Annotated in this window: 17 protein-coding genes and 1 tRNA gene; 5 read left to right on the plus strand and 13 right to left on the minus strand. The window is 73.6% G+C overall.

The window, feature by feature from the left end; translation table 11 throughout:
- Window positions 1-2 precede the first annotated feature (2 nt).
- From GR130_RS26745 to GR130_RS26770, 6 genes are all read right to left on the minus strand, one after another.
- Window positions 3-932, minus strand: coding sequence for an ABC transporter permease (locus tag GR130_RS26745; protein WP_159507077.1), 930 nt, complete (start codon window positions 930-932; stop codon window positions 3-5).
- A 78-nt stretch (window positions 933-1,010) separates the two neighbouring features.
- Window positions 1,011-1,883: a glycosyltransferase family 2 protein gene (locus tag GR130_RS26750; RefSeq protein WP_159510241.1), complete on the minus strand. Its 873-nt coding sequence runs from the start codon at window positions 1,881-1,883 to the stop codon at window positions 1,011-1,013.
- Between the two features lie 14 nt (window positions 1,884-1,897).
- The gene (locus tag GR130_RS26755; protein ID WP_159507078.1) at window positions 1,898-2,677 is read right to left on the minus strand and encodes a CDP-alcohol phosphatidyltransferase family protein; all 780 of its coding nucleotides are present in this window, start codon (window positions 2,675-2,677) and stop codon (window positions 1,898-1,900) included.
- On the minus strand, window positions 2,655-3,716 hold the full coding sequence (locus GR130_RS26760) for an iron-containing alcohol dehydrogenase family protein (protein ID WP_159507079.1): 1,062 nt from the start codon (window positions 3,714-3,716) through the stop codon (window positions 2,655-2,657). Before GR130_RS26760 ends, GR130_RS26755 begins: the two co-directional genes overlap by 23 nt.
- Complete coding sequence (locus GR130_RS26765) at window positions 3,704-4,447, minus strand: phosphocholine cytidylyltransferase family protein (RefSeq protein WP_159507080.1); 744 nt, start codon at window positions 4,445-4,447, stop codon at window positions 3,704-3,706. Before GR130_RS26765 ends, GR130_RS26760 begins: the two co-directional genes overlap by 13 nt.
- Window positions 4,444-6,261, minus strand: a complete 1,818-nt coding sequence (locus GR130_RS26770) for a DUF5941 domain-containing protein (protein ID WP_159510242.1) — start codon at window positions 6,259-6,261, stop codon at window positions 4,444-4,446. Before GR130_RS26770 ends, GR130_RS26765 begins: the two co-directional genes overlap by 4 nt.
- 499 nt (window positions 6,262-6,760) lie before the next feature.
- On the opposite strand from GR130_RS26770, the gene idi reads away from it, so the two are divergent.
- Window positions 6,761-7,372 carry an isopentenyl-diphosphate Delta-isomerase gene (gene idi, locus GR130_RS26775; RefSeq protein WP_159507081.1) on the plus strand — a complete coding sequence of 204 codons (612 nt, stop codon included), beginning with the start codon at window positions 6,761-6,763 and terminating at the stop codon, window positions 7,370-7,372.
- On the opposite strand, the gene GR130_RS26780 is transcribed toward idi, so the two are convergent.
- The 4 genes from GR130_RS26780 to GR130_RS26795 all read right to left on the minus strand — a co-directional run bounded on the left by GR130_RS26780 (window position 7,347) and on the right by GR130_RS26795 (window position 10,584).
- Window positions 7,347-7,838 (minus strand): ATP-binding protein, encoded by a 492-nt coding sequence (locus GR130_RS26780; RefSeq protein ID WP_159510243.1) that lies wholly within the window; start codon window positions 7,836-7,838, stop codon window positions 7,347-7,349. The genes idi and GR130_RS26780 overlap by 26 nt on opposite strands.
- Before the next feature lie 123 nt (window positions 7,839-7,961).
- Window positions 7,962-8,630 carry an HdeD family acid-resistance protein gene (locus tag GR130_RS26785; RefSeq protein ID WP_159507082.1) on the minus strand — a complete coding sequence of 223 codons (669 nt, stop codon included), beginning with the start codon at window positions 8,628-8,630 and terminating at the stop codon, window positions 7,962-7,964.
- 159 nt (window positions 8,631-8,789) lie between these two features.
- Window positions 8,790-8,863: transfer RNA gene (locus GR130_RS26790), tRNA-Met, on the minus strand.
- Between the two features lie 68 nt (window positions 8,864-8,931).
- Window positions 8,932-10,584 carry an ABC-F family ATP-binding cassette domain-containing protein gene (locus GR130_RS26795; protein ID WP_159507083.1) on the minus strand — a complete coding sequence of 551 codons (1,653 nt, stop codon included), beginning with the start codon at window positions 10,582-10,584 and terminating at the stop codon, window positions 8,932-8,934.
- A gap of 54 nt (window positions 10,585-10,638) precedes the next feature.
- On the opposite strand from GR130_RS26795, the gene GR130_RS26800 reads away from it, so the two are divergent.
- On the plus strand, window positions 10,639-11,409 hold the full coding sequence (locus GR130_RS26800) for an enoyl-CoA hydratase/isomerase family protein (RefSeq protein WP_159507084.1): 771 nt from the start codon (window positions 10,639-10,641) through the stop codon (window positions 11,407-11,409).
- Window positions 11,410-11,442: 33 nt separating this feature from the next.
- Here GR130_RS26800 and GR130_RS26805 read toward each other — a convergent pair whose 3' ends face one another.
- A complete protein-coding gene (locus GR130_RS26805; protein ID WP_159507085.1) occupies window positions 11,443-12,114 on the minus strand; it encodes a DJ-1/PfpI family protein in 672 nt (223 codons plus the stop codon).
- A gap of 62 nt (window positions 12,115-12,176) precedes the next feature.
- A complete protein-coding gene (locus tag GR130_RS26810; RefSeq protein WP_159507086.1) occupies window positions 12,177-13,169 on the minus strand; it encodes a GlxA family transcriptional regulator in 993 nt (330 codons plus the stop codon).
- Window positions 13,170-13,300: 131 nt separating this feature from the next.
- Here GR130_RS26810 and GR130_RS26815 point away from each other — a divergent pair, with 131 nt between their 5' ends.
- The 3 genes from GR130_RS26815 to GR130_RS26825 all read left to right on the plus strand — a co-directional run bounded on the left by GR130_RS26815 (window position 13,301) and on the right by GR130_RS26825 (window position 18,426).
- Window positions 13,301-14,188 carry an SCO6745 family protein gene (locus GR130_RS26815; RefSeq protein WP_159507087.1) on the plus strand — a complete coding sequence of 296 codons (888 nt, stop codon included), beginning with the start codon at window positions 13,301-13,303 and terminating at the stop codon, window positions 14,186-14,188.
- 141 nt (window positions 14,189-14,329) lie between these two features.
- Complete coding sequence (locus tag GR130_RS26820; protein ID WP_159507088.1) at window positions 14,330-16,774, plus strand: Tex family protein; 2,445 nt, start codon at window positions 14,330-14,332, stop codon at window positions 16,772-16,774.
- A gap of 449 nt (window positions 16,775-17,223) precedes the next feature.
- Complete coding sequence (locus GR130_RS26825) at window positions 17,224-18,426, plus strand: Cmx/CmrA family chloramphenicol efflux MFS transporter (protein ID WP_159507089.1); 1,203 nt, start codon at window positions 17,224-17,226, stop codon at window positions 18,424-18,426.
- A 21-nt stretch (window positions 18,427-18,447) separates the two neighbouring features.
- Here the strand turns inward: GR130_RS26825 and GR130_RS26830 are convergent, their stop codons facing one another.
- Window positions 18,448-20,391 carry an FUSC family protein gene (locus tag GR130_RS26830; RefSeq protein ID WP_159507090.1) on the minus strand — a complete coding sequence of 648 codons (1,944 nt, stop codon included), beginning with the start codon at window positions 20,389-20,391 and terminating at the stop codon, window positions 18,448-18,450.
- Window positions 20,392-20,408: the final 17 nt, after the last annotated feature.

A 20,408-nucleotide genomic window follows, 5' to 3' on the forward strand; every position in this document is an offset into this window, starting at 1 on the left:
GCTCAGCCACGTCCGTACCGCTCCTCAGCCTTCCAGAAGTACACAAAGCCCGCGACGCCCGCCAGCACCGCCCAGCCGGCCGCGAACGCCCACACGTGCGGCGGGAGCTGGTGCGCCTTGAAGCTGTCGATCAGCGCGAACCGCACCAGGTCGATGTAGACCGCAGCAGGGTTGGCGTAGAGCAGCACCTCGACGATGTGCGGGACGTGCTTGCCCTTCATGATCAGGTCGATGCTGAACATGACGCCGGACGCGTACATCCACGTCCGCATGATGAACGGCATCAGCTGCGCCAGGTCCGGCGTCTTGCTGCCGAGCCGGGCCATGACCATCGCCAGACCGGTGTTGAACACGAACTGCAGCGCCAGCGCCGGGATCACCAGCAGCCAGGCCAAGGTGGGCACCTGGCCGAAGCCCAGCAGGATGACCACCAGCACGCCCATGGAGATCAGCAGTTGCTGGAGCTGCATCAACGAGAACGAGATCGGCAGGCAGGCCCGCGGGAAGTGCAGCGCGCGCACCAGACCCAGGCTGCCGGAGATCGCGCGGGTGCCCGCCATCACCGAGCTCTGGGTGAAGGTGAAGATGAAGACGCCGGTCACCAGGAACGGGACGTAGTCCGGGACGCCCTTCCGCGTGCCGATCAGCAGGCCGAAGATGAGGTAGTAGACGAGCGCGTTCAGCAGCGGCGTCGCCACCTGCCAGACCTGGCCCAGCTTCGCCTGGCTGAACTGCGCGGTCAGCCGGGCGCTGGAGAAGGCGGAGATGAAATGCCGGCGGTCCCACAGCTGCCGGATGTACTCCGCGAGGCTGGGGCGGGCACCGCTCTGCGCGAGCCCGTACTTCTCGGCCCGCTGGGCCGCCGTGAGTCCTTCATCGGCGGATGGCGGGGCACTCATGGCGACCGCACTGTCGTGCGTGGTCTCGCTCACAGTTGACACTTTCGTCCTCAAGGTGCGCTGCCGGGGGCTCGCCCCGGTTCGCGCCTGATGCTCTCAGATACGAGCTTGTCAGATGATGGGAGGGCGGCCCAGTCGGGTCAGTCGCCAAACGGTAGCCCACTTCATGGGGCGCCTGGGACCGCACGCGGTGGCCCATCCCTCCTTGAAGCCGCCCAGCCAGGCCCGCAGCGCCGGCCGCGACGGCCGGCGGGCGAGGGTGAGCAGGAACCAGACACCGAGGTAGACCGGGACGAGGAGGGCGGGGAGGTTGCGGCGGGCCAGCCAGACGCGGTTGCGGGCCACCATGCGGTGGTAGACGGCGTGCCGGGCCGGGGCCGTGGTCGGGTGGTGCAGGACCATGTCCGACCGGTAGTCGACCATCCACCCGGCGTTCAGCGCCCGCCAGGCCAGGTCGGTCTCCTCATGGGCGTAGAAGAAGTCGTCGGGCAGCCCGCCGACCTCCGCGAACACCTTCGTACGGACCGCGTTCGCGCCACCGAGGAAGGTGGTCACCCGCGACGAGCGCATCGGGTCGGAGGCGCGCAGCCGCGGGACGTGCCGACGCTGGGTCTGCCCGGTGTCCGGGTCGGCGATCCGGAAGCTGATGATGCCGAGCGCCGGGTCCGCGGCGAACGCGGCGCGGCACAGCTCCGCGGTGTCCTCGTTGGCCAGCAGCCCGTCGTCGTCGAGGAAGAGCAGTACGTCGACCTCGCCGCCGTGCGGGCCGAACGCCTCGATGCCGACGTTGCGGCCCGCCGGGATGCCGACGTTCTCGGGGAGTTCGACGGTCCGTACGCCCTCGGGCAGTTCCGGCAGCGGCGAGCCGTTGCCGACCACCACGATCTCCACCGGATCGCCGTGCTGCTTGGCGACCGAGTCCAGCAGCGCACGCAGCTCGTCGGGGCGGTTGCCCATGGTCAGGACCACCGCGCCGAGCCGCATCCGGGGAGCCGCGGTCACTTGAGCCTGCTGGAAACGAGGATGGACACCAGGTGCAGGACGGTCTGGAGGAGCGCGATGCCGGCCAGTACCGCGACGCCGAGCCGGGAGAAGAACAGGTCGCCCCGCACCGCGTCCACGATCGCCAGGACCAGGATCAGCAGGGACGCCTCGATCCCGAGGACCAGCCGGTGGAACTTCAGTGCCGCGGCGGCCCTGCGGGCCAGCGCCAGACCGGACGAACGCGGTTCGGACGCCGCCTCCTTGACCGGCGGCAGCCCGCCCTGGTGCCGGGCCACGCCGACGAGGTCGGTCTCCGCCTTGATCAGGATCGCGCCGAGGGCGGCCAGCGTGCCGAGGAACGCCCAGAGCCAGTCGATGCGCCCGGGGCCCCACAGGTCGGCGGCGCGCAGGCCGAAGCCGACGAGCACCGCGGCGTCGCACAGGTAGGCGCCGACCCGGTCCAGGTAGACGCCGCCGAGCGAGAACTGCTTCTTCCAGCGCGCCACCTCGCCGTCGACGCAGTCGAGCAGCAGGTAGAGCTGGACCATCAGCACGCCGAGCACGGCGCCCCAGACGCCCGGCACCAGCAGCGCCGGGGCCGCGAGGACACCGAAGACGGTCATCAGGTAGGTCAGCTGGTTGGGCGTGACCCGGGTGTTGACCAGGTACCGGTCGCAGCGCAGCGAGATTTCCCGCATGTAGAGGCGGCCGGCCCAGTGCTCACCGCTGCGCCGGTCCTTCACGCCCTCGGGGTGAACGACCGGGCGGAGTTCAGCTACTGATGGTTTCGGCATAGTCGGCGTATGCGTCCCTGATCTGGTCGGTGGAAAGGTCCAGGTGCTCCAGGATCGTGTAGCGGCCTGGGCGGGTCTTCGGGGCGAACTCGACGGCCTGGACGAACTCCTCGTCGGTGAAGCCGATTTCGCCGGGGGTGACCGGCAGCCCGTGCCGCTGCAGCACCTCGACCATCAGCGCGGAGGTTTCCCGGTCCCCGCGCAGATGGGTGGCGAACGCGGCACCGAGGCCGCACTGCTCGCCGTGGCTCGCCGCCCTCTTGGGGAAGAGGATGTCGAAGGCGTGGTTGATCTCGTGGCAGGCGCCGGACGCCGGACGGCTGTCGCCGGCCACCGACATCGAGATGCCGGTGAGGACCAGCCCCTCGGCCAGCACCTGCAGGAAGCTGTCGTCGCCGACGCCCCCGGGGTGGCGCAGCACCGCCTCGCCGGCCTGGCGTGCCATGGCGGCGGCCAGCCCGTCGAGGTCCTCGCCGGTCTCGCGGTGCGAGAGCTCCCAGTCCGCGACCGCGGAGATGTTGGAGATCGCGTCGCCGATGCCGGAGCGGACGAAGCGGACCGGCGCCTCGCGGATGATGTCGAGGTCGATCACCACGGCGATCGGGTTCGGCACGCCGTACGAGCCGCGGCCCGCGTCGTTGTCGAGGGTGGCGACCGGGGAGCACAGCCCGTCGTGCGACAGGTTCGTCGCGACCGCCACCAGCGGCAGGCCGATACGCGCCGCGGCGTACTTCGCACAGTCGATGATCTTGCCGCCGCCGAGGCCCACGACCGCGTCGTAGTGCCCCTTCTTCATGGCGTCGGCGAGCTTGATCGCCTCGTCCAGGGTGCCGCCGCCGACCTCGTACCACTCGGCGCCGGGCAGCGCGGGGGCCAGCCGCTCGCGCAGCCGCGCCCCCGAGCCGCCGCTGATCGCGATGGCGAGCTTGCCGGACGCGGAGATGCGCTGATCGGCCAGCAGGCCCGCCAGGTCGTCCAGGGCGCCGGCGCTGATGTCGACGACGACCGGGGACGGAATGAGGCGGGTCAGTACCGGCATGCGATGTCACGGCCCTTCGCGAGGTCGTCGTGGTTGTCGATCTCGACCCACTTGACGTCGCCGATCGGTGCCACGTCCACCTTGAAGCCGCGGTTGACCAGCTCCTGGTAGCCGTCCTCGTAGTAGAGGTCGGGGTCCCGCTCGAAGGTGGTCTTCAGGGCGTCGGCCAGCTCGGCGGCGGCCGAGCCCTCGATGAGGGTGACGCCGATGTACTCGCCGGTGGCCTCGGCCGGGTCCATCAGCTTGGTGATCTTCCGGACGCCCTTGGCGGGGTCCGCGACGACCTTCATCTCCTCGTCGGCGAGCTGCTTGACGGCGTCCAGCGCGAGGATGATCTTCTGGCCGTCGCCGCGGGCGGCGAGCAGCGTCTGCTCGACGGAGACCGGGTGCACGGTGTCGCCGTTGGCGAGGATCACCGAGTCGTGGGCCGCGATCACGTCACGGGCGCACCACAGGGAGTAGGCGTTGTTCCACTCCTCGGCCTTGTCGTTGTCGACGAGGGTGAGCTTGAGGCCGTACCGCTGCTCCAGGGCCTCCTTGCGCTCGTACACGGCCTCCTTGCGGTAGCCGACGACGATCGCGACCTCGGTCAGGCCGATCTCGGCGAAGTTGCCGAGGGTCAGGTCCAGGATCGTCTTCTCCCCGTCGACCGGCACCAGGGCCTTGGGCAGGGTGTCGGTGTAGGGGCGCAGACGCCGTCCGGCGCCGGCCGCCAGCACGAGGCCGATCATGCGGGTTCTCCTTCATCGTGTACGGCGGGTGCACCGCCCAAGTGAGCAGACACCCAGAAGCGGATGCTCTCGCTGAGCACCAGCAGCGCCAGGACCACAGCGAGTGCCGTGAGCGCGATTGTGAAACCTGTATCGGGCAGCAGGGCGGCCAGGACCGTGACCACGAGGATCCGTCCTTCGCTCCCCCCGGTCGCCCGGACCAGCCACCTCGGTGGGGCCCCGGTGCCACCGCGGATGCGGTAGACCGTGTCGTAGTGATGGTAGGCGACGGCCGCGATCAGCCCGAACGCCGCGGGCAGCGCTCCGGGGGCGTCCGACCGGGCGGCCAGCACCAGAACCGTGAGGTATTCGCCGGCCCGGAAGAAGGGCGGCACGAGCCAGTCGAGAGCACCCTTGAGCGGGCGGGACACGGCCGCGCCGGCGAGCAGCGCGGAGCAGCCGGCGACGCCGACGGTGAGCCAGGAGGCGGGGTTCTTCTGGAAGATCACCCAGACCAGCAGCACCGCGGACGAGAGAAACGCCATAACGGGCGCGAGCAGGGAACCGGTGCGGCCCCGACCGCGGGCGCCGCGGGAGACCAGCTCGACCAGCGGCCCGGTGTCCGCGAGGTCGGCGAGCGCCTGGGCGGCCCGGTCGGTGCGCCGGGCCCGGCGGGTCAGCGAGCGCAGCACCCGGCCGGCGGTGGTGTAGCAGGCGGCCAGCGCGCAGCCGATCAGCAGCGCCAGGAAGACGGTGCGCGGGGTGGTCAGCGCGGTCAGCACGGCGATCATGGCCCAGCGTTCGCCGATGGGCAGCACGATCATGCGGCGCACCCAGACCGTCCAGCCGACGCTGTCGAGCCGGTCGGAGAGCGCGGCGGTGGGGCTGGTGTTGGCGGTCGCGTCATGGTTCGCCTCGTTGAACGCGAAGTCGACCACATGCCGGCAGGTCTGCAGGATCATCGCGCCGAGCGCCAGCGCCCAGACGTCGTCGCCGGAGCAGCGGGCGGCGCCGAGCGCGAGCCCGGCGTAGTACGCGTACTCCTTGGCCCGGTCGAAGGTGGCGTCCAGCCAGGCGCCCATCGTCGAGTACTGGAGCGAGTAGCGGGCGAGCTGCCCGTCGGTGCAGTCCAGGACGAAGGAGAGGAGCAGCAGCACTCCGGCGGCGACGAAGCCGGCGCGGGTGCCGGTGGCCGCGCAGCCCGCCGCGGCCAGCGCGGTGAGCAGGGACGCCGTGGTGACCTGGTTGGGGGTGAGGCCGCGGCGGGCGCACCAGCGGGCGAGGTAGCGGGAGTACGGGCTGATGCAGAAGGTCGTGAAGAAGCCGTCGCGGGACTTGACGGCGGTGCGCAGCCGGACCGCCTCGTCGTCGACGGCGGCGACCGCCTCCCGGGCCTCGTCCCGCTGGGCCGGGGTCAGCGCGAGGGTGGCGACCAGGCTGCCGGGCTCGACGCGGTGGAGTCCGATGTCCTCGCGGTCCAGGGCCTCGGTGAGGGTGTCGGTGAGGACGTCGGTGAGGTGGGCGGTGCCGGCACCCACCGGGATCCGGCCGGCGGCGCGGGCCAGCGCCGGGCGGGCCTCGGGCTGCGCGGTGAGCGCGCCGGGCACCGCGGCGGCCGGGAAGCGGGGGTCGGTCAGGGCGAGCCGCAGGGCGTGCAGATGGCCGACGAAGCGCGGGTCCACGAGGGCCACCCGCTGCTGTGCGGGGACGTCGGCGAGCAGCCCGGCGACGTCCGCCGGGTCACTGGCCGTACGAACGTCGAAGCCCAGCGTGCGCAGGTCGGCTTCGAGCGGCGACCCGGCGACCGGCGGACCGGTGAGGATGGCGGTCGACAGACGAACTCACTCCTTGGATGCTGACCAGGCAGCGCCGGTCGGTCCGCATTCGGCACGAACTACCCGGGCGGCGGGCGTGGCACACCTCGCCCGCGGAGGGCCGGGGGGCACGTCGGCAGAGGCTATCGGATCGCGGGATGCGGCCGTTCACCACGCATTCACCGCTCGATCGGGTGACCGACGGCTGCGCCTGCCGCGATCATCATGGTGGATCGGACGGCGCATGAACAACTGGACGCCGCTCCGGCGCACGCCCCGACGCCGGCGATGAGTGGGCTGGTCGCGGGTGGGGCGGCCTGGTGCCGGGGTGGGTGCGGCGGGGGCCGGGCCGGGCCGGTGTGGACCTTCTCACGGGACGGTAGGCGGGTCCGGGGAGCCCCTGCGGCCTCCGTTTCCCGCCCGGACGCGTCAGCGCCGCGGATCTCCTGGCAGCGCTCTGCCACTGATGAGGACGCCGGTGGGGCAGACTTGGCGTCGACGACCGACGACAAGGATGGGCATGCCGATCACACCTGCCAACGGACAGACCGCCGGGACCCCGACGGTGGGCGCACCGGACGGCGCCGCCGAGCCGATCATGCTGGAGCTGGTCGACGAGGACGGTACGACGATCGGCACCGCGGAGAAGCTCGCGGCGCACCAGCCCCCCGGCCAGCTGCACCGGGCGTTCTCGGTGTTCCTCTTCGACGAGAAGGGGCGGCTGCTGCTGCAGCGCCGGGCGCTGTCCAAGTACCACTCCCCCGGCGTGTGGTCCAACACCTGTTGCGGCCACCCGTATCCGGGCGAGACGCCGTTCGCTGCCGCGGCCCGGCGGACCGCGGAGGAGCTGGGGCTGGCGCCCGCGCTGCTCGCGGAGGCCGGCACGGTGCGCTACAACCATCCCGATCCGGCCTCCGGGCTCGTGGAGCAGGAGTACAACCACCTGTTCGTCGGGCTGGTGCGGGCGGAGCCGGCGCCGGACCCCGAGGAGATCGGCGAGATCGCGTTCGTCACGCCGGAGGAGCTGGCGGAGCGGCATGCGCAGGCGCCGTTCTCCGCGTGGTTCATGACCGTTCTGGACGCGGCGCGCCCGGCGGTCCGCGAGCTCACCGGACAGTCGGCGGGCTGGTAGCGAGCGGGGTGAGCGGCAGCTCGGCCCAGATGGCCTTGCCGCCGTTCGCGGTGTGCTCGACGTCGCACTTGCCGCCCGCTTCCGTGGTGAGCATCTTGACCAGCCACAGGCCGCGCCCGCCGATGTCGCCCTCGTCCGCCTCCAGGGCCTTGGGGCGGTAGGGGTGGTCGTCCTCGACCGCGACCCGCAGCCAGTTCGCGCCGATGGTGAGCTGTACGGCGATCTGGGGGGAGAGCAGCGCGGCGTGCCGGACGGCGTTGGTGACCAGTTCGGAGACGATCAGCAGCAGCCCGTCCACGATGCCCTCGGCGACGGGCACATGCTGTTCGTCGAGCAGATCCCGGACCACGTGGCGCGCCTGGGGCACCGAGGACTCCAGTGCCGGTGCGGTGAACCGCCAGACACCTTCGTACGCGAGCGGGGAGGTCAGCTCCTCGGGGGGTTCTGCTGGGGGTCCGGAAGGCATCCTCACACGAAGAGTGTTGGGAATGCGCTGGTCCGGACCGACCGCCTGAACACAAGTCAGCGCCTATCGACGCCTTTTGGCCAATTCTGCCGGAACCGATCGATCCATCGACGCGTTCTGTCGCTACTCTTTCTCGTTCCGAGGCCGGTGCTCGGCGGGCGTCGCGGCGTCTCCGGCGGAGCCGCCGGAAAGGGGTCCGGATCCGGCCACCCTGCTCTCCTCGACCATACCGACGACCCGGCGACCGCCGACCCCCATCGCGATCAGCCCCAGCCCGTCGAAGAGCAGCGCGAGCGAGAAGAAGCAGCCGATGACGTAGAGGCTGCTGTGCGGCCAGTTGCCGAGCACCAGGACGCCCAGCAGGATGCCGAAGGCGCCCTGCACCAGCAGCCAGCCGAACTGCGGCCCGCGCACCACCACCGCGCCCACCAGGCGGAACAGTCCGCCGGTCAGGAACAGCAGAGCGGCGAACATGGTCAGCGCGGCGGCGGTGGCGTCGGGCCGGCGGATCACCACCACACCGGCCGCGATGTTCAGCGCCGCCACGATCACCGCGAGCCAGAAGAAGTTCGAGCCGCGGGACTGGAGGGCGTGCAGCAGACCCACCACACCGCCGATCAGCAGCAGCCAGCCGAAGAGCAGCATGGTCGTGAGGGTGGCCACGCCCACGTAGACCAGGCCCACGATGCCGGCGAGGGCGAGGACCGCACCGAGCACCGCGAGGACGACGAAGCCGCGCCCCAGCCGGGCCGTCTCCGGGTCGCGCCGAGGTGTTGTGGACCTGCGAGCCATCGCCGCCTCCTCCGTCCGGTGCCTTACGTCCCGGTATACCCCGTATCGCAGGGTGGGGCAGGGCGAGCGGACCGGGCCCGGCGCTCGACGGGGGGCGGTGCGACGGCACAAAAGCAGCAGGTCCGGTGCCTGAGCACCGGACCTGCTGTTCTTTTTCAGTAGCGGGGACAGGATTTGAACCTGCGACCTCTGGGTTATGAGCCCAGCGAGCTACCGAGCTGCTCCACCCCGCGTCGGCTCGGAACACCATACGGGTCTCCCGCCCCGGAACCAAATCGATTGTCCGAGCGAGCGCCCCGCCTCACACCGCGCGGTCGGTGATCCGCCCGCCCGCGACCTCGATGCGGCGCGCGGTGTGCACCGCTTCCAGCATCCGCCGGTCATGGGTGACCAGCAGCAGCGTGCCCGGGTACGAGGCGAGCGCGGACTCCAGCTGCTCGATGGCGGGCAGGTCGAGGTGGTTGGTCGGCTCGTCCAGGACGAGGAGGTTGACCCCGCGGCCCTGGAGGAGGGCCAGTGCGGCGCGGGTGCGCTCCCCCGGCGAGAGGGTGCGCGCCGGGCGCAGCACATGGGCCGCCTTGAGGCCGAACTTGGCGAGCAGCGTGCGGACATCGGCGGGCGCCATATCCGGTACGGAGGCCCGGAAGGCGTCCATCAGCGGCGTGTCGCCGTGGCCGTCGAAGAGCTGGCCGCGGGCCTGGTCGATCTCGCCGACCACCACACCGGGACCGAGCGTGGCCTGGCCGGAATCCAGCGGCAGCCGGCCCAGGAGCGCCGCGAGAAGGGTGGACTTGCCGGCGCCGTTGGGGCCGGTGATGGCGACCCGGTCCGCCCAATCGATCTGGAGGTCCACGGGGCCGAAGCGGAAGTCGCCGCGGCGCACCTCGGCGTTCCGGAGGGTGGCCACCACGGCGCCGGCCCGGGGTGCGGCGGCGATCTCCATCCGCAGCTCCCACTCCTTGCGCGGCTCCTCGACGACGTCCAGCCGCTCGATCATGCGCTGGGTCTGCTTGGCCTTGGCGGCCTGCTTCTCGGTCGCCTCCACCCGGCCCTTGCGGGCGATCTTGTCGTTGTCGGTGGCCTTGCGGCGGGCGTTGCGGACGCCCTTCTCCATCCAGTTGCGCTGGGTGTGCGCCCGGGTCTCCAGGGCGGCCTTGGTGTCCGCGTACTCCTCGTACTCCTCGCGGGCCCGGCGCCGCGCGCGGGCGCGCTCCTCCAGATAGGAGGCGTAGCCGCCACCGTAGGTGTTGACCTGCTGCTGGGCGAGGTCGAGTTCGACGACGCGGTTGACCGTGCGGGTCAGGAACTCGCGGTCGTGGCTGACCAGGACCGTGCCGGCGCGCAGCCCGGTGACGAAGGACTCCAGCCGTTGCAGGCCGTCCAGGTCGAGGTCGTTGGTGGGCTCGTCGAGCAGGAAGACGTCGTAGCGGGAGAGCAGCAGTGAGGCGAGCGAGGCGCGGGCGGCCTGGCCGCCGGACAGCGCGGTCATCGGCTGGTCGAGGCTGATGGCGAGACCCAGCTGGGCGGCGGTCTCCTCGGCGCGTTCGTCCAGGTCGGCGGCGCCGAGGGCGAGCCAGCGCTCCAGAGCGGTGGCGTAGGCGTCGTCCGCGCCGGGGCGTTCGTCGACCAGCGCCTGGGTGGCGTCGTCCAGGGCGCGCTGCGCCTCGGCCACGCCGGTGCGGCGGGCGAGGAAGGCGCGTACCGACTCTCCGGGGCGGCGGTCGGGCTCCTGCGGGAGGTGGCCGACGGTGGCGGTGGGCGGGCTGAGCGCGAGCGTGCCGTTCTCCGGGGACGCCAAGCCGGCCAGCAGGCGCAGCAGCGTGGACTTGCCCGCGCCGTTGGCGCCGACGAGTCCGACCACGTCGCCGGGGGCGACGACCAGATCGAGACCGGAGAACAGGACGCGCTCGCCGTGGCCGGCGGCGAGGTCTTTGGCGACGAGTGTTGCGGACATCAGACCGCCGATCGTATCCGGCCGGACGGTGCGCGGTCGCTCTAATATCCCGGCATGGAACCGGCTCTGAAGACGCACGTCAGCGACGGCACCGCGAACGTCACCATCAGCAACACCGGCAAGCGCAACGCGATGACCGTCGCGATGTGGCGGGAGCTGCCGCCGCTGCTGGACCGGCTCGCGGCGGACCGCTCGGTGCGGTCACTGGTGCTGACCGGGGACGGCGGGACGTTCTGCGCGGGGGCGGACATCGGCTCGCTGCGGGACGCGTCGGGGGCGTCGCAGGGGCTGGCGGTGGCGGCCGAGGAGGCACTGGCGGCGTTTCCCCGGCCGACGCTGGCGGCGATACGCGGCTACTGCGTGGGCGGCGGCGCCCAGCTGGCCGCCGCCTGCGATCTGCGGTTCGCGGAGGAGGGGGCGCTGTTCGGGGTGACGCCGGCCAAGCTGGGGGTGGCCTATCCGGCGTCCGCGACCCGGCGGCTGGTCCGGCTGGTGGGGCCGTCGGCCGCCAAGTACCTGCTGTTCTCGGGCGAGTTGGTCGACTGTGCGCGGGCGCTGCGTACGGGGCTGGTGGACGAGGTGCTGGCCGAGGGCGGGCTGGACAAGCGGGTCGCGGAGTTCACGGCCGTACTGGCGAGCCGGTCGCTGCTGACGCAGACCGCGGCGAAGGAGCTGGCGGACGGGACCTGGGACGTGCCGCCCGCGGAGGCCGAGGAGCGCGGGGCGTACTGGGCGGCGCAGGCGCGGGAGAGCGGCGACATCCTGGAGGGTGCCGCCGCCTTCCTGGAGCGCCGGGCGCCGCGGTTCACCTGGCCGGCGGGCTGACCCGGGGCCGGCCGCGGCGCGGCGGACGCTCCGTCACCTCTCGGCGGCGGCCTCGTCCCGCCAGCGCTTCCCGGCCAGGATGAGGCGGCCGTGGCCCCGCAGGGCCGCGACGACCTCGGCCGGGGCCTTGTCCGGGGCGCCCGCGTCGTAGGGCGGCTGCGGGTCGTACTCGATGCCGAGCTGGATCGTCTGCGCGACGAAGTCCCCGGCGATCCGGCCGGCCAGGGCGAGGCCCATGTCGACACCGGAGGAGACGCCGGCGGCGGTGACGTACTTGCCGTCGAAGACCACCCGCTCCCCGGTCGGCTCGGCCCCCAGGGCGGGCAGCTGGTCCAGCGCGAGCCAGTGGGAGGTGGCCCGGCGGCCCTTGAGGAGGCCGGCGGCGGCGAGGACCAGCGAGCCGGTGCACACCGAGGTGGTCCAGGTGGTGCCGGCGTCCACGGCCCGGATCCAGTCGTGCAGCGGGCCGTCCTCCATGAGCGCGGTCTGCCCGGGACCGCCGGGGACGACGAGGACGTCCGGCGCGGTGACGTCGCTCAGCGCGGCGTCCACGACCAGCCCGAGGGAGCCCTTGTCGCTGCGGTGCGGGCCGGTGCGTTCGGCGACGAACACCACCTCGGCGCCCGGGAGGAGACCGAGGGTCTCGTACGGGCCGATGGCATCGAGGGCGGTGAAGCGGTCGTAGAGGAGGATGGCGATCTGCATGGTGGCTCCTGTTCTGCGAAGGGGCGTCGGTGGTGCGGAAGGGCTGGGGCCCGTCCGACGGGTCAGGGCCCGTCCGACGGGTCCGGGCCTGGTCGGGTGGGTGGTGTGGCGGGCCGGAAGCGGCGGCGGTATTCGGCCGGGGAGGCACCGAGGACGCGGAGGAAGGCGCGGCGCATCGCCTCCGGGGTGCCGTAGCCGCAGCGGCGGGAGACCTGCTCGATGCCGTCGGCGGTGTCCTCCAGGCGCCGCCGGGCGGCTTCCAGGCGGACCCGGTCGGCGTAGCGGCCGGGGGTCGTCCCGACCTCGTCGAGGAAGGCGCGGGCGAAGTGGCGCGGGGAGAGCCCGGCGCGTGCGGCGAGGGCGTCGACGGAGAGGTCCGCGGCCGGGTTCTCGCTGATCCACTGCTGGACGTCGCGCAGCGGGCGGCGCTGCGCGGTCTGCGCCGCGAGCTGGGCGCTGAACTGGGTCTGGTTGCCCGGCCGGCGCAGGAAGACGACCAGATGGCGAGCCACGGCCAGCGCCAGGTCGCGGCCCAGGTCCTCCTCCACCAGGGCCAGCGCGAGGTCGATCCCGGCGGTGACGCCCGCGGACGTGGCCACGTCGCCGTCCCGGACGTAGATCGGCTCGGGTTCGACGTGGACGGCCGGGTGATGTCGGGCGAGGGCGTCGCACAGGCTCCAGTGGGTGGTCGCGCGCCGGCCGTCCAGCAGCCCGGCGGCGGCCAGCAGGAACGCGCCGCTGCAGACGGAGACCGTGCGGCGGGTGTGTCGGGCGTTCGCCCGCAGCCAGTCGACCAGGCGCGGGTCGGGGGTGTCGGTGCCCTGGCCGCCCGGGACGACGAGGGTGTGCGGCGGGGTGGCGGCGTCGAGCGTGAGGTCGGGGGTGAGGGTCAGTCCGCTGGTGGTGCGGACCGGCACGCCGTCCAGGCTCGCGGTGCGGATGCGGTAGGCGCCGGGGGCGCCGACGCAGGCGCCGCTGAAGACCTCGACCGGGCCGCTGACGTCGAGGCTCTGCACCCCGTCGAAGAGAACGACCAGCACATCGCGCTGTTCCATGCGTCCATCCTGGACAGCGGCGCCGATGGCGGCAATGACAGATATCCCACCTTTTCTGCCATGGCCGCGAAGCCGGCCCGGAATCCCCCTCCCGCCACTCCGCCATACCAACGGGTCGGTAACCTGCTCGCATGACCTCTGCTTCGAGCGCATCCGCTTCCGGCGCACTGCCCGAACGGGCCGGCCGGCACTGCCACAACGCCCTCAACCCGTTCCACTCGGCGCACTACTTCGCTCCCGAACTGCCCGCGGAAATGGCCGCGTTGGGCGTGTCGGGGCGTGCCGTCTACTTCTCCTCGCGCAGCGCGCCGCTCGGCGCGGTGGGCGCCGGGACCGTCGCCGCGACCTTCTACAGCTTCAAGTACGAGCTGATCGCCGGACACCTCCCGGATGTCTGGCAGGTCACCACCCCGCAGGCGGTCCTGGACGCCCGGCTGCGCGCCGTGGACGCCACGCTGCGCCGGCTGCTCGGCGACGAGGCGCTGGCGTCCCCGGAGATGGCCGAGGCCGCGAAGCTCGCGCTGCGGGCCGCCGAGGCGGGCGGGCGCCACGCCCGGCCGCTGTACGCCGGGCACGCCGATCTGCCGGTGCCCGACGTCCCGCACCTGGCCTACTGGCACGCCGCGACGCTGCTGCGCGAGCACCGCGGCGACGGCCATCTGGTCGCGCTGCTGGACGCCGAACTGGACCCGGTGGAGGCGCTGGTCACGCACTCCGCGACCGGGCGCGGGATGAGCCGGCGCGGCAACCTGGCGACCCGCGGCTGGTCGGAGGAGGAGTGGGCGGCGGCGCAGGAGCGGCTGCGCGGACGCGGACTGCTGGGCGCCGAGGGCGAGTTGACCGAGGCCGGGGTGCGGCTGCGCAAGGACCTGGAGCAGACGACGGACCGGCTGGACCGGGCCCCGTACGCGCGCCTGGGCTCGGAGGGGGTGGCCCGACTGACCGAACTGGCCACCGCGTTCACCGGGAAGGTGGTGGCGGCCGGGGCGTTCCCCGCGGAGCTGTTCGGCGAGGGCTAGGGCCGGTCCGGTGGGTCACGGCCGGGGTGTGGTGCGACGTGTCACACCCCGGCGTGCCCGGCCGGGTGGTGCGACAGTGCGGGCCGCGACCCGGCACAATGCAAGGCTCAGGCAAGCGCTGGAAGGCGGGGCAGGATCAACGTGACGGCATCCACCGAGCCCATCGGGGCCCTCGGGACCATCGAAGCGAGGATCGCCGGGGAGCTCGGCGTCAAGGAGCGGCAGGTGAAGGCCGCGGTCGAACTGCTCGACGGCGGCTCGACCGTCCCGTTCATCGCGCGCTACCGCAAGGAAGCCACCGAGATGCTCGACGACGCGCAGCTGCGCTCCCTGGAGGAGCGGCTGCGCTATCTGCGGGAGCTGGAGGAGCGGCGGAGCGCGGTCCTGGAGTCCGTGCGGTCCCAGGGCAAGCTGGACGCCGCCCTGGAGGCGCAGATCCGCGGCGCCGAGTCCAAGGCCCGCCTGGAGGACATCTACCTGCCGTTCAAGCCCAAGCGGCGCACCAAGGCGCAGATCGCGCGGGAGGCGGGCCTTGCGCCGCTGGCCGAGGGGCTGCTGAGCGACCCTTCGGTGGAACCGGCGGCGGCCGCCGCGTCGTTCGTGGACGCGGACAAGGGCGTCGCCGATCCCGCCGCGGCCCTGGAGGGCGCACGGGCGATCCTGACCGAGCGGTTCAGCGAGGACGCGGATCTGATCGGTGAGCTGCGCGAGCGGATGTGGTCGCGCGGGCAGGTCGCGGCGAAGGTGCGCGAGGGCAAGGAGGAGGCGGGCGCCAAGTTCGCCGACTACTTCGACTTCGCGGAGCCGTTCACCGAGCTGCCCTCCCACCGGGTGCTGGCGATGTTCCGCGGCGAGAAGGAGGAGGTCCTCGACCTCGCCCTGGAGCCCGAGGCCCCGTCGACGGCCGGCGAGGGCCCCAGCGCGTACGAGCAGGCCGTCGCGCACCGCTTCGGGATCACGGACCGGGGCCGACCGGCCGACAAGTGGCTCCAGGACACGGTCCGTTGGGCCTGGCGCACCCGCATCCAGGTGCACCTGGGGATCGATCTGCGGCTGCGGCTGCGGCAGGCCGCCGAGGACGAGGCGGTGCGGGTCTTCGCGTCGAACCTGCGCGATCTGCTGCTGGCGGCGCCCGCCGGCACGCGCGCCACGATGGGCCTGGACCCCGGTTTCCGTACGGGTGTGAAGGTGGCGGTGGTCGACGCGACCGGCAAGGTGGCGGCGACGGACACCGTTTACCCGCATGTGCCGCAGCAGAAGTGGGACCAGTCGCTGGCCACCCTGGCGCGGCTGGCGCGGGAGCACGACGTCGAGCTGATCGCGATCGGCAACGGCACCGCCTCCCGGGAGACCGACAAGCTGGCGGCCGATCTGATCGCCGCGCAGCCGGAACTGAAGCTGACGAAGGTGATGGTGTCCGAGGCGGGCGCCTCGGTCTACTCGGCCTCCGCGTTCGCCTCGCAGGAGCTGCCGGACCTGGACGTGTCGCTGCGCGGCGCGGTGTCCATCGCCCGGCGCCTCCAGGACCCGCTGGCCGAGCTGGTCAAGATCGACCCCAAGTCGATCGGGGTCGGCCAGTACCAGCACGACCTCTCCGAGGTGAAGCTGTCGCGCTCGCTGGACGCGGTCGTCGAGGACTGCGTGAACGGCGTCGGGGTCGACGTCAACACGGCCTCCGCACCGCTGCTTTCACGGGTGTCCGGCATCAGTTCCGGGCTGGCCGAGAACATCGTGGCCCACCGCGACGGCAACGGCCCGTTCCACTCCCGCAAGGCCCTCAAGGACGTGGCGCGGCTCGGCCCGAAGGCGTACGAGCAGTGCGCGGGCTTCCTGCGGATCCGGGGCGGCGACGACCCGCTGGACGCCTCCAGCGTGCACCCGGAGGCATATCCGGTGGTGCGCCGGATGGTGCGCTCGGCGGGCACCGAGGTCGGCGGGCTGATCGGCAACACGGCCGTGCTGCGCACGCTGCGCGCGGCGGACTTCGTCGACGACTCCTTCGGCCTTCCGACGGTCACCGACATCCTCCAGGAGCTGGAGAAGCCGGGCCGGGACCCGCGTCCGGTCTTCAAGACGGCCACCTTCAAGGAGGGCGTGGAGAAGATCGGCGACCTGGCGCCCGGGATGCTCCTGGAAGGCGTGGTCACCAACGTCGCCGCCTTCGGGGCGTTCGTCGACGTGGGCGTCCACCAGGACGGGCTGGTCCATGTCTCGGCGATGTCGAAGAGCTTCGTCAAGGACCCGCGGGACGTGGTCAAGCCGGGCGACATCGTCCGGGTCAAGGTGCTCGACGTCGACATTCCGCGGAAGCGGATCTCGCTGACGCTGCGGCTGGACGACGAGCCCGGCAAGGGCGCGGCGGCCGGCGGCGGCGAACGGCGCGGCGCGGCCGGCGGTGAGCGCCGCGGCGGCAGCGGCGGGGCCCGCGACGGCGGCCGGGGCGGTGCGCCGCGGCAGCGGCAGGGCGGCGGGCAGCGGCAGGGCGGCGAGCGCCGTGGCGGCGGCCGGGACGCCGCGCCGGTCAACGACGCGATGGCGGACGCGCTCCGGCGGGCCGGGCTGCTGGGCGGCAAGGGCGGCCGGTGAGTTCGGCGGCCTGACCGGGCGGCGGCGGGAGGTTTCCCGCCGCCGCCCGCCCTGTTCGGCAACTCGGGCCGGAGCATGCGAAATTGCGTGGACGGCGGATCTCCGGCTCGGTTAGCCTGCGGATCATGTCCAGCCCCGAGTCCTCAAGACGCTAGCCACCGGGCGCCGCCCGGTGGCTCCTCGCGTTGCCGCCGCGCGGCCCCTGTGGTGCCGCGCCTCGTCGGACCGACGTGCCGCTCCGGCCCGTTGCGCCCGCTCGCGCGCCGAGGTTCTCTCCCCCGCCACCGGATCGCCGCCCGTGCGGCAGATCTTGTCATGCGGTAGCCGGGGCTGCCGCTTCCCCGTCGGCCGTGCCGGTTGTACCGGTCCCTCCCGACCCGCGTCGGCGCCCCTGTCGAAGGTGCCGTACCGGTCCGTGCCGACCCGTGGTGTGGTTGCGGAGTTGTGTGATGCCATTCGTTCTGTACGTGCTCGCGCTGGCGGTGTTCGCGCAGGGCACATCCGAGTTCATGCTGTCCGGGCTGATGCCGGACATCGCGCGCGACATGGAGGTGTCGATCCCGGTCGCGGGCTCGCTGACCTCCGCGTTCGCGGTCGGGATGATCGTCGGGGCGCCGCTGATGGCGCTGCTGAGCCTGCGCTGGTCGCGGCGGCGCGCGCTGCTGGCCTTCCTGACCGCGTTCCTGCTCGTCCATGTCCTGGGCGCGGTCACCACCAGCTTCGGGGTGCTGCTCGCCACCCGTGTGGTGGCGGCGCTGGCCAACGCCGGGTTCCTGGCGGTGGCGCTGGCGACCGCGGCCGGCCTGGTGGCACCGGACGCCAAGGGCCGGGCCACCTCCGTCCTGCTGGGCGGCACCACCCTCGCCTGTATCGCGGGCGTTCCGGCGGGCGCCGTGCTGGGGCAGCAGTGGGGCTGGCGCGCGGCGTTCTGGGCGGTGGCGCTGGTGTCGCTGCCGGCGGTGTTCGCGATTCTGCGGTCGGTGCCGGGCGGCGGCGCCGCCTCTCCCGCGGCCGGTGCCGGTGCCGCCGCCCCGCGTGCGCGCGGTGAGCTGGGTGCGCTGCGCAGCCCGCGGCTGCTGGTGACCCTGCTGCTGTGCGCCCTCGTCAACGGCGCGACCTTCTGCACCTTCACCTACCTCGCGCCGCTGGTCACGCAGGTCACCGGGTTCGGCGCCGCCGGGGTGCCGGCCGCGCTGGCGCTGTTCGGGGCGGGCTCGTTCGCCGGTGTCACCGCCGGTGGGCGGCTGGCGGACGCCCGGCCCCGGCAGCTCCTGCTGGCCGGCGGGGTGGCCCTGCTCCTGGGCTGGGTGCTCTTCGCGCTCACGGCCGGGAACGCGGTGGCCACCGTCGTGCTGGTCCTCGTTCAGGGCGCCCTCTCGTTCGCCGTCGGCGCCACGCTGATCTCCCAGGTGCTCTACGCGGCGGCCGGGGCACCCACCCTGGGCGGCGGGTTCGCGACGGCCTCGCTCAACGTGGGTGCCGCGATCGGCCCGTGGTGCGGCGGCATCCCGCTGGCCGCCGGGCTCGGCTACCGCGCCCCGCTGTGGGTCAGCGCCCTGCTGGTGGCGCTGGCGCTGGTCGCCGGCGGGGTGGCGGAGGCGGTACGCCGCGCCGCCGCCCGCGGCCGTCGGCTCCCCGCGACGGCGGGCTAGCGGTCACCCGGCGGGGCGGCGTCACACCGCCCCCGCGTACTCCCGCAGCCGCTCCAGTTCGGCGGCCACGTCGGTGAGGGTCGCGCAGTCGGGGACCGGCCGCAGCACGGGCGGCGGGGTGCCGGTGGCGCGGTGGCGGCGCGGGTCCTCCAGGGCGACGGCCATGGCGGCCAGGGCGTGGCAGAGCCGTTCGGCCTCGTCGGGGTCCGGGCGGCGGGCGCCGTGGTCGAGGCGTACGGCGCAGGCGGTGGCGGCGTCGACGATGCGTTCGGCGGCGGTGACGACGGTCAGCCAGTCGGGCACGCGGTCGCGGGAGGGGCGCAGCTCGGCCGCGGCGGTCTCGGCCGCCGCCCGTGCCTCGGCCAGCGCCCGATAGGCGGCCCGGCGCAGCGCCAGCCGTTCGCCGGGGTCGGCGGTGTCGCCGTCCGGGCGGGGCGCGAGGACGTGGCGGAGGAAGCGTTCCGTGGCGCGCAGAGCCGCGGTGACCCGCTGGCCGACCCGGCGGCGCGGGTCCGCGAGCCGGGGCAGATGGCCGACGACGAGGACGATCGCGCAGGCGACGGCGGTGTCCACGATCCGTTCGGCGGGAGCCTGCCGGGCGCCGCCGGCGTAGACGAACGACAGCACCATGAGGGTGATCGCGCCGGTCTGGAGGGCGAAGTGCCGGGTGGCGAACGGCAGCAGCGCGCCGCCCGCCCCGGCCACCAGCGCGGGCCACCAGCTCCCCGAGAGCAGCAGTCCGGCCCCGGCGAAGACCAGTACGCCGCCCGCGGTGCCGGCGAAGCGGTTCACCGTGCGGGAGAACAGCGGGCCCAGGTCCGGCTTGACGAGGAAGGTGACGGTCGTGGGGAGCCAGTACCAGTGGTCGGCGCGCAGCAGCAGGGCGACGGCGGCGCTGGTGCCGATGCAGACGGCGACCCGCAGTCCGTAGTCCCGCCCGGCGGGGCCGAGCGCGGCGCCCGCCGCGGTCCCCGTGGCCGGTGCCGCGAACGACGGCCGCGGCAGGGGCAGTTCGCGTGCGAAGGCGACCGCGGCGTCCAGCAGGGCGTGGTCGAAGGCCCCGCGTGCCGCGGAACTGTTCTCCGGGGCGGACAGCCGGCCCGGCGGGCGCCCGGTGCGCAGCGTCGCGGCGAACCGCCGGGGGCTTTCCGCGACCCGCGCCGGCAGCGGGCGAGCCTCCCACAGTAGCGCGACGCTGGCCTCGCACAGCGCGGTGGCCGCGGCGAAGCGTTCGGCCAGCAGCAGCTCCTCCGTACGGGCGGGCCGGCGCAGCAGCCGGCTGGTGAGACGGCGCAGCCGCAGTGCCTCGTCGGCGCGGTCCAGGGCGGCGGTGAGCCGGCGCCGGGCGGGCTCGGCACCGGGTCCGCCGACCGCCGCCAGGGCGTCGGCGAGCGCGTCGAAGACCGCGGCGACCGCCGCCCGCTCGCCGCGCAGCGCGCCACCCGCCGGGCGCGGGGTGCGCAGGACCAGCCGCAGCAGGAGCAGCCAGAGGCAGCCGGCGAGGACGTACAGCGCCTTCGCCCAGGGCGCGCCGGGCAGCGGCATGCCCGCGCCGAGGACGGTGGCGGCCAGCATCTGCATGCCGGCGGTGGAGCGCACCGGTCCGGTGACGCTGACCGCCCCGGAGACGAAGCCGACCGCGCAGAGCGCCGGCACCAGCCACCAGCCGGCGTCGGCCGCCCGCAGCGAGCCGCCGAGCAGCATCCCGAACGCCACTGCCAGCGCGGGCAGTCCGATGTGGACGACGCCGGTGCGCCGGGTCCCGGGGCGGTCGTTGACGCCGGCCAGCATGGAGCCGAGCGCGGCGAGCACACCGGGCGCCGGGTGCCCGGTCGCGATCCCCGCGGCGAGCAGCGGCCCCGCGCAGAGCGCGCCCCGGACGACCGCCGGCCACGGCACGGGCAACCGCTGCCAGCGGAAGGGGTGGGCGAGCCAGGCGGGCACGGCGCGCTGGGCGCGGGGCATGGGTCTCCTCGGGCGAT

This window comes from Streptomyces sp. GS7 (genome assembly GCF_009834125.1).
Lineage (GTDB): Bacteria > Actinomycetota > Actinomycetes > Streptomycetales > Streptomycetaceae > Streptomyces.